Raw genomic sequence first — 18,472 nt, 5'->3', positions numbered from 1 at the left:
GCCACCGGTGACGCAATCCGAAACACGACGACCCGACTCGCTCCTGCCAGGTAGCGTCGACGGGTGCGATCACGCACACGGGCGGGCATACCCCTGCGCGGCAGATGACGGGCCATCCGGCCCCCGACTCGACCGTTGAGGCATGATGACTCTCTCCTTTGCCCTGTTGCTTCGCCCTGGTGGCTACTCGTCGGGCTCGTGGCGTGACCCTTCGTCCCGAATCGAGGAGGCCACCGACCTGCGGCTGTACGTGGAGATCGCGCAGCGCGCAGAGGCGGCCGGAATCGATGCGCTGTTCATGGCCGATGCCTTGGCTCTCGGCCGCGACCGCGGCGATCACCTTGCGCAGCCGCTGGAGCCGGTCACGTTGCTCTCGGCGCTCGCCGCGGTCACCTCGCACATCGGGCTGATCGGCACGATCTCGACCACATACACCGAGCCGTACAACGTGGCCCGGCAGCTGGCGTCACTCGATCATCTGAGCAGGGGCCGCGCGGGGTGGAACGTGGTCACGACCGCCGACGAGACGGCATCCCGCAACTTCGGTCACGACTCGCATGCGGCTCACGCACTCCGTTACGCCCGCGCAGATGAGTATCAGCAGGCGGTGAAGCGGTTGTGGTCGTCGTGGTCAGCGGATGCGATCGACGTCGACCGTGCTGCCGGCACGCAGACGAGAGAGGGCGCGATCCGTCCTATCGACTTCCACGCCGAGCACATCTCGATCGCGGGCGCGTTGAACGTGCCGCGTCCACCCCAGGGCTGGCCGCTCCTCGCGCATGCAGGTCAGAGTCCGGATGGTCTGGCCGTCGCGGCCCGCCACGCCGAACTGATCTTCTCCGTGCAGCAGGACGTGCACACGGCTGCCGCCTTCGCCGCAGACGTCCGGGCACGGCTCGTCGCACAGGGGCGTCGGGCCGACGGCATCCGCATCCTGCCGGGCCTCATCCCGGTGGTCGGTTCGACCGAGTCCGAAGCCCGTCGCCTCGAGAGCGAGCTTCGCGAGTGGGGCGCGGATGCCGACACGGCTACGGAGCTCTCGTGGGTGCTGGGGTTCGACGTCCGAACGGCCGATCCGGACCGTGTGGTCGAGGACAGCGAACTGGTACCCCCGTCAGCCATCAACGGCCCGCAGAGCTGGTACGCCCAGGTCCACGGCTATCTGGCCGCGCAGCCCCGCACGGTCGGCGAGATCCGGGCGAAGTTCGCCTCGACGGGACGTTCCGGGCATCTGCGTCTCGTTGGCTCGGCCGAGCAGGTCGCAGACGCCCTGACCGAGTGGCACGACCGCCGTGCCGCCGACGGCTTCGTCATTCAGGCTCCCGTCTTTCCCCGCGATGCGGAGACGTTCTACGACGAGGTCCTCCCGATCCTGGAGCGACGCGGAATCTGGGACCCGGCCTACCGGAGCACGACTCTTCGGGAGAATCTCGGGCTTCCCGCCGTCGACGCCGATGCCGTCTTCGAGGGAGCGACCGCATGAGCGCCGCCATACTCCAGGACGACGCGGTCGACGCGATCGCCGGTGCGGCGGCAGCGACTCTGCGCGAGGCGCGATCGTCGGTGCGCGAACAGCTCCAGGCCGTCCACGAGGCCATCTTCGCGCCGGCACACGGCGACTACGGCCTCACGCCCGCCGATCGGTCCGTCATCGCCTTGTTCGTCGCTGCGCTCCACCGCGACTCCGCGGCGATCGGCTACTACGACGCGCGACTGAACGCGTTGGGGGTCGCCGGTGAGGTCGAGGAGGCCGTGTTGACGCTGGCCGACCAGTCCGGCGGGTCGGGACCCTTCGGCGGCTACCCGCCCGGCACCATCCTGGCCGCCGAGTCCACGACCGGCCCGCATCTGCGGCTTCCGCTTTCCACGGTGTTCGGTGTGCGGATCGCGCGCGGTCTGGAGTATGCGCACCTCGTGCTCCTCCACCCGCGAGACACGACCGAGGAAGACCTGGACCGGCTTCGCGAGGCCGGATGGACGGCCGATCAGATCGTCATCCTCACTCAGATCGTCGCCGCACTGAGCTTCCAGCTGCGGGTGGCTGTGGGCGCCCGCGCGATCGCGCGCGTCGCCGCATCCGCCGAGTCGGTCGCGGCCACGCGGGCGCGAGAGGGTGCTCGTCGGGTCGACTCTCCCGATGCCGGTGATTCGGGCGAGCATCCGCGCGCGTTCACCGATCGCATCGTGGCGTGGAAGCCGTGGATCACCGACGACCGGTCCGCCGCGCCGTCGGAGGTCGACTGGGTCGGTCTCTTCGGAAAGCGGCGTGCGTCGTCGCCGTCGTTCCGTCTCTCGGCGCGCGACCCGTACATCTCACTCCCGCTCAGCCGTCTCGAAGACGACATCTTCGCCGATGGCGCATCCGGGCTCGATCGTGCGGAGCGCGAGCTCGGCGCCCTCGTCGTGTCCCGGGAGAACGGCTGCCTCTACTGCGCGTCGGTCCACAGCAGGGCGACCGAGAAGTTCTCCGGGCGCGGTAACGACGTTCGAGCCATCCTCGACGACGGGCCACGTGTCGACCTCGGCTCGCGCTGGAACGTGTTCGCGGACGCAGCGCTGGCGGTCACCTCCACTCCGCTCGCGTGGCCCGACGAACTCGTTGCCGCACTCGTCGCCCAATCCGGCGACGCTACGGCGGCGCTCGATTTCGTCCACAGTGTGGGCTACTTCAACTTCGCCAATCGCATCATGCTGGCACTCGGCGAGCCTGTGCTCGCCTGACCCGGCCGGCACCGCTCCGGCGCACCCTCGGGCTCGCGGCACCCTCGTCGAAGGTGTCGCGCAAGGAGTCGCCCAGCAGGCTGAAGGTCATCGCCGTCAGTGTGATGAGTGCTCCAGGGATCACGACGTACCACCATGCCTGAAAGACATGCGTCGCGCTTCCCGCCAGGATCGCGCCCCATTCCGGGGCGGGGGCAGGCGCACCGAGCCCGATGATCGACAGTCCCGCGATCGCGAGCAGCGCGCTCCCGGCCGCCATCGTCATCTGGGTGAGCACGGGCGGAAACACGTGCGGCACGAGATGGGTGGCGAGGATCCGGATGTCCCCCGCGCCCTGGGTGCGAGCCGCCTCGACGAACACCGCCTGACGCTGCGAGAGGGCGAGACCGCGCGACACCTTCACGAAGTACGGCACGTAGGCCACGGTGAGGGCGACGAACAGGGGAAGCGTTCCTCGGCCGAGGGCATAGGCGATGAGCATCGCGAGCAGCAACAGCGGGAAGGCCTGCAGCGCGTCGCAGGTGCGCATCACGACGGTGTCGACGGCGCCGCCGCGATAGCCCGACACCGTGCCGATGAGGAGGCCGACCGTGCCCGACACGGCGACGATCGCGATCGCTAGTCCGAGCGAGGTCCATCCCCCGTGCGCGAAACGCGTGAACAGGTCCCGACCGAGCTCGTCGGTCCCGAAGAGGTGATCGAGACCGGGCGGCAGAAGCTGCAGGCTCGTGTCGATCGTGTTCGGAGCGTAGGGAGAGAACGCCGTTCCGAGCACGACCAAGAGCAGGACGATGCTCAACACGACCGTCGCGAAGCCGGTCGGCACATCACGGAAGAGCGCGCGGGCGATCATGACAACCGGATCCTTGGGTCGATGAGACGGTAGGCGATGTCGACGAACAGGGAGGTCAGCACGAACACGCCGCCGAGGGTCACGGCGACCGCGGACACCACCGGATAGTCGAGGCCGACGATCGCATCCCAGGTATAGCTGCCGAGGCCTGGCCACTGATAGATGCGTTCGACGAAGATCGCGCCGGCCACGAGGAACGCGAACTCCATGCCGACGACGGTGATCGCCGGGCTTGCCGCGTTCGGCAGAGCATGTCGGGCGAGCAGGCGGAAGCGGCCGCTGCCCCGGGTGCGCGCCGTGGCCACGTAGTCCGAACGCAGCTCGTCGCGCAGCTGTGCACGAAGAAGGCGAGTGAGGGCCCCGAGGCTGGCGATGGTCAGGCTCGCCACCGGAAGGATCAGGTGGACGACGGCGGTGCCGAAGGTGGCGACATCGCCGGCGAGCAGCGCATCGACGGTGTAGAAACCCGTCAGGGTCGGGGGTGCCGACTGAGAGAACGGCAGCCGACCACCCGACGGCAGCACCTGCAGCCATCCGTAGAAGACGAGCTGGAGGAGGAGGGCGAGCCAGAAGACGGGCGCGGACGATCCCACGACGGATCCGATGCGCACGGCGGTGTCGGTCCACGTGCCGCGGGCGCCGACGGCGAGGATGGCAAGCAGGACGGCGCCGGCGGAGGAGGCGAGCGTCGCGTACAGCGCCAGCTCCATCGTCGCGGGGAGCCGCGCGCCGATCTCCGCCGAGATCGGCTGCTTCGATCGCAGTGAAGATCCGAAGTCGAGTGCTGCGACCGATTGCAGGTAGTGGCCGAACTGCTCCCAGAGCGGCTTGTCCAGGCCGAGATTGCGCCGCACCACCGCGATCTGGTCGGGGCTCGTGCCGATGCCTGCCAGTGTCGTGGCCGGGTCTCCGGGCAGAACTCGAGTCACGAAAAAGCTCACCACGACGATCAACAGCAGCACGACGAGCATCGATGCGATGCGGCGGGCGATGATCAGCGGGATGTGCACGACGACCTTTCAGAGGAAGCGGGGCGGGGAAGCCGGAAGGCAGCCCCGCCCCGGAGGGTCAGTCCGCGACGCGGAGGTCGTAGAAGAAGATGTCTCCGCCGTAGTCGACGGGGTGCACCTCGTATCCGGTGAACCGGGAGTTGATCACTTCGACACGGTTCGGGACTGCGGCGAAGATCGCGGGTGCCTCGTCGAGGAGGATGGCCTGCGCCTGAGCCAGGGCGGCATCCCGCGTCGCCTCGTCAGCGGCGAACTGTGCCTCGTCGATCAGCCCGTCGAACTCGGCGTCATCGAAGAACGACCAGTTGTACCCGCCGATGAACTTGCTGTGGAAGTACGAGCCGAGGTAGTCGGCCGGATCGGCCGTGATCGGGCCGTGCCACAGGTTGTTGAAGTCCGGCGCCGTCTCGGGGGAGCTCTGCGCTTCCACCATCTGGTCCCAGGTGGTCGCCGTCACCTCGAGGTCGATGCCGAGCTCCGCGAGCGAGTCCTGCAGGATGAGCGACTCGGCCTTCTCGAAGGCCAGAGGCTCGTAGTAGTAGAGCGTCAGCTTGTCGATCGTCTCGCCCGACTCGGCGAGCAGTTCCTTGGCTCGATCCAGGTCCTGCGAGAGCGGCCGGAGGCTCGTGTCGAATCCTGGGTAGCCGGCGGGGAGTCCGCCGGACGGGACGACACCCTCACCCTTGTACGCCGCCTGCAACGCCGACTCGTAGTCGTACGCCAGCTGGATCGCCTGACGCACGAGCTTGTTGTCCAGGGGCGCGCGCTGCGTGTTCAGCTGGATCTGGTCGATCTGCGTGCCTTCGGCGCGATAGACGGTGACCTCGTCGGAGTCTTCCAGCTGGTCGAGGTAGTCGACGAGCGGGTACATGATCCCACTGACGTGGTCGACCTCGCCACGCAGGAGCTGCTGGACGACCGTCGTGGCGTCGGGAGTGGTGACGAATCGCACCGTGTCGATCTGGCCGTCCTCCCAGCCGCCCCAGTAGTCCTCGTTGCGATCGAGCTCCAGGCTCTGGCCTTCGACCTTGTCGCCGACCACGTAGGGCCCGGTTCCCGCCGAGTTCTGGGCGAGCCAGGCAGCACCCCAGTCGCCGTCGGCTTCATTCTCCTTCGCCGCGGTGGGCGAGGCGAAGACCGCGAACGACAGCGCCTCGAGGAACTGGATCTGAGGCTGGGCGAGCGTCAGTCGCACGGTGCCGTCGTCGACCGCGACGACGTCGCTGACGTTGGAGAGGATGCCGGCGACCTGGCCCCCGAGGGCCTCGATCCGCTCGAAGTTGTACACCACGGCAGCCGCGTCGAAGGGGGTGCCGTCGCTGAACTCCACGCCGTCTCGCAGCGTGAACGTGTACTCGAGCTTGTCGTCCGAGACGGTCCATTCGGTCGCGAGGCTCGGCTCGACATCGTACGAGCCGGGGACCTGGTCGACGAGGCCCTCGTAGACGCTGCGGATCACCGCCAAGCTTCCCAGGCCGTTGCTGTTGGACACCGGATCCCAGGCTGTCGGCAGCCCGCTGAAGGTGAAGACGACATCCTGGTCGGATGGCGGTGCATCGTCGGTCGTGCCGGCGCACCCGGCGAGAGCGAGTGCCGTCGCGAGGGCGGCGGCCACGGCGGCCGTGCGACGTGGAGAGAGGATGGACATACCCCAGTGCCTTTCGTTTCGGGGACGACGCGTCCGGATCGGGACGCGATGGCGGGAGCGGGGTATGCCGACACTGCCGAGTGAGTGTCATGTAAACACGAACGTGTCAGAACGGCCGCGCCGCATGTCGTTGTGTTACTCGTGATGCGAGTCGAGTCATCGCGGTTGAGAAGCTGGCGTCATGGTCCCGGATAGCACCGCTCCGCTGCTGCGGGTCGACCGGCTTCGCGTCGCCTTCGCCGACGCGGCTGCCGTCGACGGCGTCTCGTTCACCGTCGAGCCCGGCGAGCGCGCGGCGATCGTCGGGGAGTCGGGGTCGGGGAAGTCGACGATCATCAAAGCGATCCTCGGTCTCCTCCCCTCGTCGGCCGACGAGGCGGGCAGCATCCGGTTCGAGGGGGTCGATCTCGCCAGCGCGAGCGAGCGGGAGCGGCGTCGGATCCGAGGTCAGCGCATCGGCTTCGTCCCGCAGGATCCGTTGTCGAGCCTGAACCCTCTGCTGCGAGTCGGCGGGCAGGTGACCGAGTCGCCCGTGGTCCATCGCGCCGTGGGCCGCCGATCCGCTCGCGCTCTCGCCGAGGACCTCCTCGATCGCGTCGGGCTTCCGCGTCACGCCAAGAACGCGAGCAAGTTCCCCCACCAGCTCTCGGGCGGCATGCGGCAACGGGCGCTCATCGCGGCGGGCATCGCCAGCGACCCGGCGCTGATCCTTGCGGATGAGCCGACGTCGGCGCTCGACGCGACGGTGCAGCGTCGCATTCTGGATCTGCTCGACGAACTCTCCGAACGCACCCGCGCGTCGCTGCTCCTCGTCACCCACGACCTCGGGGTCGCTCGCGACCGCGCGGATCGGATCCTGGTGATGCGGGACGGGCGCATCGTGGAGGAGGGGCGCAGTGCGGTCGTCTTCTCGTCGCCGGCCCACTCGTACACGCAACGCCTGGTGAGCGCGGTGCCGCGTCTGGACGACGGCGGGGTCACGACACGGGCATCGACGGATCCTCCCCTCTTGATCGCCGAAGGGCTCGACAAGACCTTCCACTCGCGCACGGCGAGCGGCGCCCGCGTCGATCATCATGCGGTGCGCGGCGTCTCGTTCTCGCTGCACCGGGGCGAGACGGTGGCGATCGTGGGCGAGAGCGGGTCAGGAAAGAGCACCACTGCGCGGATCGTCCTCGGACTCGTCTCACCGGATGCCGGGACGGTGTCACTGGACGGGATCGATGTGACGGGGTTCACGTCCGCCGCCGCTCGCGCTCGCCGCCCCGACCTGCAGGCGGTGTTCCAGGATCCGTCGAGTTCCCTGGACCCGCGTTTCAGCGTCGCGCGTGCGATCGCCGAACCGCTCGTCGTCGGCCGAGTCGGCACGAAGGCGTCGCGGGACGCGCGAGTGACCGAGCTCCTCGACCGGGTGGGTCTCGCGACCACTCTCGCAGGACGCCGCGTCACGGAGCTCAGCGGCGGTCAGCGGCAGCGCGTCGCGATCGCGCGGGCCCTCGCGACGGCGCCGTCCGTCGTCGTCTGCGATGAGCCGGTGTCCGCTCTGGACGTGATCGTCCAGGAGCAGGTGCTCGACCTCATGGCCGAGCTGCAGCGTGACCTCGCCGTCAGCTACGTGCTCATCACCCACGACCTCGGAGTCGTGCGTCGGAGCGCCCATCGGGTGCTGGTGATGCACGACGGGTCGATCGTCGAAAGCGGTGCCGTCGACGACGTGCTCGCCCGTCCGGCCACGGATTACACGGCCGAGCTGATCCGGGCCGTCCCGGCGAGGGTGGCGGCATGAGCGCTACCGAGGAACGCGCCGCCGTGTGGGCGAGGATGCTCCAGATGTACCGGCTGGCAGAGCGCGGCGACAGTGATGCCGTCGATCGCCTGCTCGCACCCGACGCCACATTCTGGGATACGGATGCCGTCGACCTGGTCGTCGGCCTCGATGCTCTCCGCGACGTGCGCCGTGGCCGCCCCGATCCCGGCGACGACTCCGCGTTCGAGATCGAGACGGAGGAGCCTCTCATCGACGTCCACGGTGACATCGCGCTCGTGCGCCACGTCTTCCGGGTGCGCAAGGGCGGCGCGGACGTGTGGTGGTTCGTGCGCAACACGAGCGTGTGGCGCAGGTCGAACGGCGAGTGGCTCCTTGCTCACAACCACGAAGACGTCCTCGGCGATGCCGCCGTCATCGGGCGATGGGCGGTGCAGAGATAAGAGCCTCGCCGGCTGCGCACCGCGTCGAACGCGCAGGCCCACCCCAGATGGCGTCGTGGCTTCACCGGTGCGGCACGGGTGTGTCAGCGTGGGAGCGGTCCGGGGCCACGCGGCGGAGGTACTCCGCCACGGCGTCGCGGCTCTTCGTGAGGCAGGCGAGCCGGTCTTCCAGCGCGGCGAGCTCGCTGGCCAACTCGGCGGCGAGCTCCCGCGAGCACTCTCGAGGCAGTCCGTCTGTGCACTGCTGCTCGATGTCGAGAACGACCCGTGTCATGCGGGTCGACAGGCCCGCCTGCACGAGGCCGCGGACGCGCCGGGCGCGCTCGACGGACGCGTCGGTGTAGTCGCGGTAGCCGTTGCCGGCGCGGGGTGCGTCGAGGAGCCCCTGCTGCTCGTAGTAGCGCAGCATGCGCGTCGGGATACCGGTACGCGCGGACAGTTCACCGATCTTCATCACAGCCACCTTGACATTGACATTGATGTCAAAGTTTACGCTTCCGACATGACCACCGACACCACCGATTCCGTCGTCATGGAGATCCGTTCGCGCCTGCCGATCGGCCCTCTGCTCCTCCTGAGCTTCGCCGTCTTCCTGACGGTCACCGTCGAGGCTCTGCCTGCGGGTCTGCTGACCGAGATGAGCGGCGATCTCGGGACCAGCGCGGATGGGATCGGTCTGCTCATCTCGGTGTGGGCGCTCACGGTGATCGTGACGAGCATCCCGCTGACGCGGCTGCTCCGCCGCTTCGACCGCCGCCCCGTGGTGGCGGGGGCGCTCACGGTTTTCGCGGTGGCGAACCTCGCCACGGCCCTCTCGCCGACGCTTACCGTCGCGCTGGCGACGCGGGTCGCCGCTGCGGTCGCCCACGGCGTGTTCTGGGCGGTCGTCATCGTCTACGCGACCTCGCTCCTTCCGCGCAGCCACTGGGGTCGGGGCCTCGCGATCGTCACGGCGGGCGGCACCGCCGCTACCGTCATCGGACTGCCGCTCGGAACGACCCTCGCCCAGGTCGTCGGATGGCGGTGGGTCTTCGTGGCCGCCGCCGCGGCAGCACTCCTCGCCGCCGCGGCGATCGCGGTCATCATGCCTCGAAACGCCGGAGCGCCGTCGGTCGAGCCCTCAGCGCAGGATCCCGAGACGAGCGGGCGCGACCGCTCGCTCGTGCCCCTGCTGGTCTTCGGGATGGCCGCCGTCCTCATCGCGACGGGCCAGTTCACGTCGTTCACCTACATCCGCCCCTACCTGGAGACGGCCGCCGGTTTCGATCCTGTCTGGGCACCACCGTTGCTGTTCGCCTACGGCGCGACCGGAGTGATCGGCGTGGTACTTGCCGGCATCCTCGCCGACCGGATGCCCCGCGCCGCGCTCACCGCGACGGTCGCTCTGTTCGTCGTCGCCTTCGCTGTGCTCGCGCTGCTGCCCACTCGGCCTTTCGCCGTGGTGGCGGCGTTGGCCGTGTGGGGAGCGGCGATGGGCGCGCTCTTCCCGCTCTTGCAGTCCACGCTCATGCGGGTCGCCAGTGACCGCACGCGGACCCTGGCGAGCGCAGGCATCGTCGTCTTCTTCAATGTCGGGATCACGATCGGCCCCTGGCTCGGTGGACGGCTGGTGGAGGCCTCGGCCGCAACGCCCTTCGTGGCGTCGGCGGGCCTCCTGCTGACGGCCGGAGCGCTCGTCGTCGTGGGTCTCGGGCTTGCCCGGCAGGAGTTGGCGAAGCGGTAGCCGATGACGTGGGCCACCCATCGAGAACTGGGCGGTCCGAGGAGTTCCCGGCTCGGAGCGGGAGATCGGCTTCGTCGTCGACGTGTAAGGACTCTGTGGGTCCGTGTCGGCGCGGACATGCCCGGGGAGCGCGCCGAATACGTCGTCGCATTACGTCCGCTGACAGGACATGACGTCGGCCGATCGGACGTGAACGGGGCGCCTCTAACGTCGCCGCATGACCACCGACAGCTGGGGCTTCGAGACGCTGCAGATCCATGCAGGTGCCGCGCCCGACATCGCGACCCGCGCCAGGGTGACGCCGATCTACCAGAGCGCCAGCTTCACCTACGAAGACGCAGACCAGGCGGCAGCCTCGTTCCTGCTCGAGGATCTGGACTCGTTCGCGTACTCCCGCATCTCGAACCCCACGACGGCAGCCGCCGAGCGGCGGCTCGCGGCCCTCGAAGGAGGGCGCGCCGCTGTGGCGACCGCGAGTGGGCAGGCCGCCACGACGGTCGCGTTGCTCAACCTGCTCCGTGCCGGCGGTCACATCGTCGCGAGCGACCAGATCTACGGCGGCACGACGAACCTGCTCCTGCAGCGATTCCCCGAGCTGGGCATCGAGGTCTCGCTCGTCACCGACATCAACGACCCGGACGCCTGGCGTCGCGAGATCCGACCGAACACCCGCGCGTTCTTCGCGGAGAGCATCGGCAATCCCACGGGCGCGGTCCTCGATATCCCGGCGATCGCGGAAGTCGCCCACCGCGACGCGGGAGTTCCCCTCATCATCGACAACACCCTCGCGACGCCGTTCCTGCTGCGGCCGCTGGACCACGGCGCCGACATCGTCGTGCACTCCACCACGAAGTACCTCGCCGGCCACGGCACGAGCATCGGCGGGGTCGTCGTCGACGGCGGCCGCTTCGACTACGGGGCGGAACCGCACAAGTGGCCGGGCCTCCACCACGCAGACGTGGGCCACGGCGACCGCAGCTACTGGGAGCGGTTCGGGGCGGACGGACTGGCCTACGCACTGCGCCTTCGCACCACCCTGGTGCGTGACTACGGTCCCGCACCCTCGCCCTTCAACAGCTTCCTGCTCCTCCAGGGGCTCGAAACGCTCAGCCTTCGCGTGCGGCAGCACGTGTCCAATGCCGAGACGGTGGTCGCCTTCCTCGCGCGGCACTCGCTGGTCGAGCGCGTCCACTATCCGACGGCGCCCGCCTCGCCCTGGCACGAGGTGGCGCGCCGACTGCTGCCGCGAGGTGCCGGAGGAGTCGTCTCGTTCGACCTTCGTGGCGGGCGTGAGACGGCTCGCGCCTTTGTGGAGTCCCTCGAGCTCTTCAGTCACCTCGCCAACATCGGTGACGTCCGCAGCCTCGTGATCCATCCCGCGTCCACGGTCAACTCCGGACTGACCGATGAGCAGCTTCATCGCGCAGGCATCGGTCCGGGGCTACTGCGGCTGTCGATCGGCACCGAGTCGCCGGAAGACCTCGTTCGCGACCTCGAGCGGGGCTTTGCCGCCGCCGACGGCGTCACTGCTCGTGCCGCGCCGGTCGCCGCAGCCGCGGCGCCGTGAATCGCCACTGAGTCGCCACCATCCGAAGACCTCACCGCCCAACACCTCACCACCCGATCACCAGGAGACACCAATGACCACCGATCCCGCCTCCGCCGGAGGAACCGACCAGAGCCTCGAGGAGCTCGGCGCCGCCAACGCGAGCAAGCGCAAGCGACGCAACATCACCATCGGCGTCGTCGCAGGAATCGTCGTTGTCGGCGGGGCCGGCGCAGCGACTGCGATCGCGCTGAACCAGCCGCCGGCCGATCCGACCAGCGAGGTCACCTTCGCCGTCCAGCTGCTGCCCGACAATCTCGACATCCGCACGACGTCGGGCGCGGCGCTGGACCAGCTCCTCATCGACAACGTGTACGAAGGACTCGTCTCCCGCGACGCCTCGGGGAAGATCTCGCCGTCGCTCGCGAAGGAGTGGACGGTCTCCGACGACAGCCTCACCTACACGTTCACGCTCAATCCCGGGACGACGTTCTCCAACGGCGACGAGCTGACCAGTGCGGATGTCGTCTGGTCCATCGAGGATCTGATCGACAACGAACGCAAGGACTTCGAGGCACTCGCGAGCATCGACACCATCACCGCGGAGGGTGACGAGACGGTCGTCATCACGCTGTCGACACCCGACCCGACACTGCTGTACAACCTCGCGGGTCGTCCGGGGCTTGTCCTCGACGAAGACGCCGACAACGACCTGCAGACGACGGCCATCGGCTCCGGTCCGTTCCTGCTCGACGAGTTCACGGCCGGAGACTCCGTCGTGCTCACCCGCAACGCGGACTACTGGGGCGAGAAGGCGAAGATCGGGACCGCGGTGTTCCAGCTGTACGCCGACACCAACGCGATCCTCAATGCGCTCAACGAGGGTGCGGTGCAGTTCGGCGCCGTCGACAAGAACCTGCAGGCGCAGATCGCCGACAACGACGCGTTCACCTTGGAGGAGGGCTTCGCATCCGATAAGTTCACTCTCGCCTTCAACAACAAGGCCGAGCCCTTCACCGACGTCCGGGTGCGCAAGGCGGTGCGTGCAGCGATCGATCACGACGCGATCATCGAAGCGCTCGGCGGTGGCAAGACCCTCTACGGCCCGATCGTCGACAGTGACCCCGGTTACGAGGACCTGAGCTCGGTCGCGCCGTTCGACCCGGCGACGGCGCGGCAGCTCCTGTCCGATGCCGGCTATGCCGACGGCCTCGATCTGACGCTCACCGTCCCGTCGTTCTACGGCACGACCGTCACCGACCTCCTCACCTCGCAGCTCGCGGAGGTCGGCATCACGCTCACCGTCGACCAGGTCGAGTTCTCCACGTGGCTTAACGACGTCTACACCAACCACGACTACCAACTGAGCATCGTCGATCACGCGGAAGCCCGCGACTTCTACAACTGGGCGAACCCCGACTACTACTTCGGCTACGACAACGCCGAGGTGCAGGCGCTGTGGAAGGAGGCGACGACGGCGACCGACGAGGCCACCTACGCGGAGAAGCTGAAGCAGGCCGCCCGTATCGTCTCGGAGGACGCTGCCGCGGACTGGCTTTACAACCCGACGACGCTCGTCGCCGTCGACAAGCGCCTGTCGGGAGTATCGGTCGACTCGACCAGCTCCCGGCTGGACGTGACCGCCGCGTCGTTCACGGAGTGATCGTCCGTTGACTCGCTTCCTTCTCGGCAGGACCCTGCTGTTGCTGCTCGGACTCGTCGTGGCGAGTCTGCTGATCTTCCTCGCGCTGCGCGTGCTTCCGGGCGACGTTGCGCAGGTCATCGGCGGCACCAAGGCGACACCGGAGCAGGTCGAGAAGATCCGCGAGTCATTGGGCCTCAACCAGAGCCTGGCCACCCAGTACACCTCCTGGGTGGCCGGGCTCCTGCGGGGCGATCTCGGATCGTCCCTCCTGACCGGCAGGCCGGTGGGCGACGACCTCGCCCACCGGTTCCAGGTCACCCTGCCGCTCACGCTGCTCTCGCTGGCCATCGCTCTCGTCGTCGCGCTTCCCCTCGGAACCTACGCAGCACTGCGTCACGACCGGCCGATCGGAGTGGCGGTGGGCTTCGGCTCACAGACGCTGGCAGCCGTGCCCGCACTGTGGGCCGGGCTGCTCCTGATCCTGCTGTTCGGTCGTGGTGTGGGGCTCGTCGGCATCCTGCCCACGAGCGGATTCCCGCGCACAGGGTGGCAGGACCCCGGTGCCGCGCTGACGGCTCTCGTCCTCCCGGCGCTCACCATCGGACTCATCGAAGGCGCCGTGCTCCTGCGTTTCGTGCGCTCGGCGGCGCTGGAGGCGCTCGATCAGGACTATGTGCGCGCGGGGGCGGCACGAGGGCTCACCCGGCCGCAAGCGCTCGTTCGTCACGGACTGCCGAACGTGGGCCTGTCCGTCGTGTCGGTGTCGGGCCTCATCTTCGCCGGGCTCATCACGGGAGCCGTCCTCATCGAGGCCCTCTTCAATCTTCCGGGAGTCGGGCGGATGCTCGTCGACGACGTCGGATCCCGTGACATCGCGAAAGTACAGGGTGAAGTGATCTTCCTCACCGGCATCGTGCTGGTCATCGGCGCCGTCATCGACGTCACCCACCGCCTCATCGACCCCCGGCAGCGGGAACGGGCGGCCGCCGCATGAGCGGGCGAGGGAGGGGAGCCGTGCTCGCCGAGCTGTGGCGACGCCCGGGGGGAGCGTACGGCCTTCTCGTCGTCGTCCTCGTCTTCGCCGCTGCAGTGGTATCGCTGCTGTGGACGCCGTATCCGCTGCTGCAGCAGGACGTCGCCGACAAGTGGCAGGGGCCCTCGCTCGACCACTGGCTGGGCACCGACCAGATCGGTCGTGACACCTTCAGCTGGCTGCTCGCAGGCGCTCGTACGACGGTGTTCGTCTCGGTGCTGTCTGCGGTCATCGCCGGTGCGCTCGGTGTGGTTCTGGGCGCGCTGGGCGCCCTCACCCCCCGGTGGGTGTCGGAGCCGTTGGCGGTGCTCGTCGACATCCTCATCGCGTTTCCGACCCTCCTGATCGCGATGCTGTTCGCCGCGAGCCTCGGTGGCTCGCTCTGGGTGGTGGTGGCCGCCGTCGGCATTGCCGGAGGGGTGTCGATCGGGCGGGTGGTGCGGCCCGAGATCCGTATCGCCGATCGCTCCGACTTCGTGCTGGCGGCGCGCGCGGCGGGGGTGCGCCGCGCGCGTGTCATCCGCCGGCACGTCGTCCCGAACGTCGCCCCCGTCGTCATCGTGCAGATTTCGCTCATCGCCGCGGTCGCCGTGCTCGCGGAAGCGGGCTTGAGCTACCTGGGATACGGGGCACCGGCGGGTACACCGTCGTGGGGGCGGAGCCTGGCGGAGTCGCAGAGGTTCATCGGCGTCCAGCCGGCCGCCGTCCTGTGGCCCGGGCTGACGATCACCCTCACCGTGCTGGGGTTCTCGCTCCTGGGCGACGCGCTGCGAGAAGCCGTCGACCCTCGCCTGCGGCGCGCCCGGGCGGCGACCGACGAGGACTCGCCCGACCGGCCACCCGAGCGACGAACCGCGCCCGTCAGCGTGGAGGTGGTGTCATGACACTCCAGATCACCGACCTCACGATCGACATCCGGGGACGCCGCGTCGTCGACGGCGTGAGCTTCTCTCTCGGTGACGGTGAGCGGCTCGGCCTGATCGGCGAGTCCGGGTCGGGCAAGTCGTTGACCGCGCTCGCCGTGCTGGGGCTGCTGCCCCGGGGCGCGGTCGTCGGCGGCAGCATCCGACTCGACGGGCGCGAACTCGTCGGCCTCCACGATGATGAGTTCGCCGCCTTCCGCGGACGGCAGGCCGCCATCGTGTTCCAGGAGCCGGCGACCGCGCTGAACCCCGTGCGCACCGTCGGCGCCCAGATCGCCGAGCCCCTGCGCATCCACTACGGGCTCAGCCGCGTCCAGGCGAGGGCTCGCGTCGTGCAGTTGGCCGAGCAGGTCGCGCTCCCGGATCCGGAACGGATCATCCGGCAGTATCCCCACCAGCTCTCCGGCGGGCAGCGGCAGCGTGTGGCGATCGCCGTCGCCCTCTCCACGTCACCGCGACTGCTCATCGCCGATGAGCCCACGACGGCGCTCGACGTCACCATCCAGGCCGGGATCCTCGACCTCTTCGACAGGACCGTCCGTGACAGCGGGGCTTCCCTGCTGTTCATCACGCACGACTTCGCGGTGCTGTCCCAGATCACCTCCCGCGCCGTCGTGCTCGCTGGAGGGCGTGTCGTCGAGGAGGGTTCGGTGGCGGAGGTGCTGCACGGCGGTGCGCATCCCGTCACCCGCTCTCTGGCCGATGCTGCCCGGGCCACGTCGTGGACGGGAGTCGACGCATGACCACGCTGTTGGCGGCGCGAGGGATCCGCAAGCGGTTCGCCCTGCCGAAGGAATCGCTGTTCGCGCGCACCGTGCACCGGGAGGCGCTCGTGTATGTGGACATCGACATCGACGAGGGGCTCACGACGGCCATCATCGGCGAGTCCGGGTCGGGAAAGTCCACTCTCGTCCGGATCCTGCTGGGACTCGGCCGAGCGGATGCGGGGGACGTGCGGTTCGCGGGGCGCACGATCGACCCCGGTCGCGGGGCGGAACTCCGCCGGCTCCGCCGCGACACCGGGATCGTGCTCCAGGACCCGTACGCGTCGCTGGATCCCCGCTTCACCGTCGCGCAGACGATCGCCGAACCGTTGGAGGCGCTCGGTATCTCCGGCGACCATCGGGCGCGCGTCGTCGAGGTGCTCGATCAGGTGGGACTGCCCTCGTGGCGCGCCGATCAGTTCCCGCACGAACTGTCGGGCGGGCAGCGTCAGCGGGTGGCCTTGGCGCGGGCGATCGTCCACGGTCCGCGGCTGCTGGTCGGTGACGAACCGCTCAGCGCGCTCGATGTCACCGTCCGTGCACAGATCCTCGAGCTCCTGCGGGAGCTGCGGGACCGTCTCGGGCTCACGATCGTGCTGGTCTCGCACGACATCGGGCTCGTCCAGCACGTCGCCGACCGGATCGTCGTCATGAAGGACGGCCGGGTCGTCGAGTCGGGCGAAGCCACCGCGGTGCTCCGCAACCCATCCCATCCGTACACGCGGTCGCTGCTGGCGGCCGTGCCACGACTGATCGACAAGGAGATCGCATGACGGACTCACCTCCTCTCACGCCCGAACGTCCGTTCCGGCTTGGCTTCCTGACACACGTCAACGGCTATGGGCGCTCCGCGGCGCGCGTCTACGGCGAGGTGCTCGACACCATCCAGGCCGCCGAGGACCTGGGCTTCGACGGCGCCTTCATCGCACAACACCATTTCGGAGGGGAACGCGTCGGGGTGCCCTCGCCGTTCGTGCTGCTGGCCGCGGCGGCATCGCGCACCCGTCGGATTCACCTCGGCACGGCCGTGTCGGCGCTCCCGATAGAGGAGCCGTTGCGGTTCGCGGAGGACGCCGCAGTGCTCGACGAGCTGAGCGGCGGGCGCCTGCAGCTGGGGCTCGGCACCGGCGGGGCCAATCGCGCCGCGTTCGGGGCATTCGGGGTGTCGCCGGAACAGTCACAGGCCCGCTACGACGACGCTCTCGCTCTCGTGCACGACGCCCTCGAGGGCCGGCCCATACGTCACACCGGCCTCGTGCTCGAACCGCCGGCGCGCGGGCTGCGCGACCGACTGTGGCAGGGGACGGGAAGCGACGAGAAGGCGCGACGTGTCGCCGCCGCCGGCGACGGTCTGTTCATCGGAACCTTCTCCCACAAGCCCGCCGAGCAGCAGCTCCCGCTCATCGACGCGTACCGGACCGCGTGGCGAGGGAACGGCCCGTCGCGGGTCGGTGCCGCGCGGGCCGTCTTCCCCGGCGTCAGTCGCCCGGCAGCACTCGCCGACCTCGGCCGGGGCCTCACGCTGTTCCGCGAGCGGATCGCGGATCACGTGGACTTCGCCGGTCTCGACGATGAGCGCCTTGCGGCACGGATCAACGCCCACTACGGCTCGGTCGACGACGTCATCGGCAGCCTGCGCGCCGACGCGGCCCTGCTCGGCCACGTGGACTACTTCTTCCCCGTCGTGCAGCACGAGGCGTCCACGGTCGAGGAGGAGATCGCACGGCTCGAGATCATCGCCACCCAGATCGCACCGGAACTCGGATGGCGGTCCGCCGTGGAGCCCGCGCTGGAGGAGATCCGATGAGTGCCGCGCCCCGCATCGGGTTCCAGACCCACGTTCACGGTGACGCACCCGCCCGCGAGCTCCTTCCCGGTCTGATCGACCTCTTCGTCGCTGCGGACGAGCTCGGATTCGCCTCCGGGTGGCTCGCGCAGCACCACGTCGGCAGCGACTCGGGCCGGCTCCCCTCGCCGCTCATCGTCCTGGGCGCCGCTGCCGCGGCCACGAAGAGCATCCGACTCGGGACGACCGTCATCGTGCTTCCCCTCGAGGATCCCGTGCGCCTGGCCGAGGATGCGGCGGTGCTCGACGTCGTCTCCGGCGGCAGGGTCGAGTTGGGACTGGGCACCGGCGGCTTCTCGGCCACCGAGTTCGCCGCGTTCGGCGAGGATCCGCAGCGCCGGCGCGAACGGTACGCCGAGAAGCTCGATCAGCTCCTCGAACTGTTGGCCGGATGGGGATTGCCCGACGGGCTCACACTCACGCCCGCCGCGCCGACCCTCGCCCAGCGGCTGTGGGAGTCGGCGTCCACGCCGGAGCGGGCGGCCGCCACGGCGCGCGCCGGCCGTGGCCTGCTCCTCGGGGTCGGTGACGCCGGCGCTCAGCGCGCGCTCG

At 69.3% G+C, this 18,472-nt stretch carries 17 protein-coding genes; 13 read left to right on the top strand and 4 right to left on the bottom strand.

Going from position 1 to position 18,472, the window contains the following annotated elements; genetic code table 11:
* Nucleotides 1–142 precede the first annotated feature (142 nt).
* Together QM591_RS01595 and QM591_RS01590 are read left to right on the top strand one after the other, a co-directional pair.
* Nucleotides 143–1,483, top strand: coding sequence for an NtaA/DmoA family FMN-dependent monooxygenase (locus tag QM591_RS01595; RefSeq protein WP_415128919.1), 1,341 nt, complete (start codon nt 143–145; stop codon nt 1,481–1,483).
* Complete coding sequence (locus QM591_RS01590) at nt 1,480–2,721, top strand: CMD domain protein (RefSeq protein WP_415128917.1); 1,242 nt, start codon at nt 1,480–1,482, stop codon at nt 2,719–2,721. Before QM591_RS01595 ends, QM591_RS01590 begins: the two co-directional genes overlap by 4 nt.
* Here the strand turns inward: QM591_RS01590 and QM591_RS01585 are convergent.
* From QM591_RS01585 to QM591_RS01575, 3 genes are read right to left on the bottom strand one after another with little or no spacing between them, the layout of a single operon-like run.
* A complete protein-coding gene (locus QM591_RS01585) occupies nt 2,687–3,574 on the bottom strand; it encodes an ABC transporter permease (protein ID WP_415128915.1) in 888 nt (295 codons plus the stop codon). The genes QM591_RS01590 and QM591_RS01585 overlap by 35 nt on opposite strands.
* Complete coding sequence (locus QM591_RS01580) at nt 3,571–4,584, bottom strand: ABC transporter permease (RefSeq protein WP_415128912.1); 1,014 nt, start codon at nt 4,582–4,584, stop codon at nt 3,571–3,573. The genes QM591_RS01585 and QM591_RS01580 overlap by 4 nt, the downstream gene beginning before the upstream one ends.
* A 58-nt stretch (nt 4,585–4,642) precedes the next feature.
* The gene (locus QM591_RS01575) at nt 4,643–6,232 is read right to left on the bottom strand and encodes an ABC transporter substrate-binding protein (protein ID WP_415128910.1); all 1,590 of its coding nucleotides are present in this window, start codon (nt 6,230–6,232) and stop codon (nt 4,643–4,645) included.
* A 181-nt stretch (nt 6,233–6,413) separates the two neighbouring features.
* Between QM591_RS01575 and QM591_RS01570 the strand changes: the two genes are divergently transcribed.
* The gene (locus QM591_RS01570) at nt 6,414–8,018 is read left to right on the top strand and encodes a dipeptide ABC transporter ATP-binding protein (protein WP_415128908.1); all 1,605 of its coding nucleotides are present in this window, start codon (nt 6,414–6,416) and stop codon (nt 8,016–8,018) included.
* Nucleotides 8,015–8,440 carry a YybH family protein gene (locus tag QM591_RS01565; RefSeq protein ID WP_415128906.1) on the top strand — a complete coding sequence of 142 codons (426 nt, stop codon included), beginning with the start codon at nt 8,015–8,017 and terminating at the stop codon, nt 8,438–8,440. The genes QM591_RS01570 and QM591_RS01565 overlap by 4 nt, the downstream gene beginning before the upstream one ends.
* 61 nt (nt 8,441–8,501) lie before the next feature.
* On the opposite strand, the gene QM591_RS01560 is transcribed toward QM591_RS01565, so the two are convergent.
* On the bottom strand, nt 8,502–8,894 hold the full coding sequence (locus tag QM591_RS01560) for a MerR family transcriptional regulator (protein WP_415128904.1): 393 nt from the start codon (nt 8,892–8,894) through the stop codon (nt 8,502–8,504).
* Between the two features lie 48 nt (nt 8,895–8,942).
* Here QM591_RS01560 and QM591_RS01555 point away from each other — a divergent pair, with 48 nt between their 5' ends.
* The 9 genes from QM591_RS01555 to QM591_RS01515 form a co-directional block, all read left to right on the top strand.
* A complete protein-coding gene (locus tag QM591_RS01555; RefSeq protein WP_415128902.1) occupies nt 8,943–10,163 on the top strand; it encodes an MFS transporter in 1,221 nt (406 codons plus the stop codon).
* Between the two features lie 217 nt (nt 10,164–10,380).
* A complete protein-coding gene (locus QM591_RS01550) occupies nt 10,381–11,730 on the top strand; it encodes an O-acetylhomoserine aminocarboxypropyltransferase/cysteine synthase family protein (protein ID WP_415128900.1) in 1,350 nt (449 codons plus the stop codon).
* A gap of 73 nt (nt 11,731–11,803) precedes the next feature.
* Nucleotides 11,804–13,372, top strand: coding sequence for an ABC transporter substrate-binding protein (locus QM591_RS01545; protein WP_415128898.1), 1,569 nt, complete (start codon nt 11,804–11,806; stop codon nt 13,370–13,372).
* Nucleotides 13,373–13,379: 7 nt separating this feature from the next.
* On the top strand, nt 13,380–14,348 hold the full coding sequence (locus tag QM591_RS01540) for an ABC transporter permease (protein WP_415128896.1): 969 nt from the start codon (nt 13,380–13,382) through the stop codon (nt 14,346–14,348).
* A 20-nt stretch (nt 14,349–14,368) separates the two neighbouring features.
* Nucleotides 14,369–15,271 (top strand): ABC transporter permease, encoded by a 903-nt coding sequence (locus QM591_RS01535; RefSeq protein ID WP_415128894.1) that lies wholly within the window; start codon nt 14,369–14,371, stop codon nt 15,269–15,271.
* A complete protein-coding gene (locus tag QM591_RS01530) occupies nt 15,268–16,053 on the top strand; it encodes an ABC transporter ATP-binding protein (RefSeq protein ID WP_415128892.1) in 786 nt (261 codons plus the stop codon). Before QM591_RS01535 ends, QM591_RS01530 begins: the two co-directional genes overlap by 4 nt.
* The gene (locus tag QM591_RS01525) at nt 16,050–16,847 is read left to right on the top strand and encodes an ABC transporter ATP-binding protein (RefSeq protein WP_415128890.1); all 798 of its coding nucleotides are present in this window, start codon (nt 16,050–16,052) and stop codon (nt 16,845–16,847) included. Before QM591_RS01530 ends, QM591_RS01525 begins: the two co-directional genes overlap by 4 nt.
* Nucleotides 16,844–17,881 carry an LLM class flavin-dependent oxidoreductase gene (locus tag QM591_RS01520; RefSeq protein ID WP_415128888.1) on the top strand — a complete coding sequence of 346 codons (1,038 nt, stop codon included), beginning with the start codon at nt 16,844–16,846 and terminating at the stop codon, nt 17,879–17,881. Before QM591_RS01525 ends, QM591_RS01520 begins: the two co-directional genes overlap by 4 nt.
* The coding region (locus QM591_RS01515; RefSeq protein ID WP_415128886.1) for an LLM class flavin-dependent oxidoreductase at nt 17,878–18,472 on the top strand (595 nt) is incomplete at its 3' end. The genes QM591_RS01520 and QM591_RS01515, both read left to right, overlap by 4 nt.

This window comes from Microbacterium sp. (genome assembly GCF_047607225.1).
In the GTDB taxonomy this organism is placed as follows: Bacteria; Actinomycetota; Actinomycetes; order Actinomycetales; family Microbacteriaceae; genus Microbacterium.
This window is presented reverse-complemented; position numbering and strand designations above follow the sequence as displayed.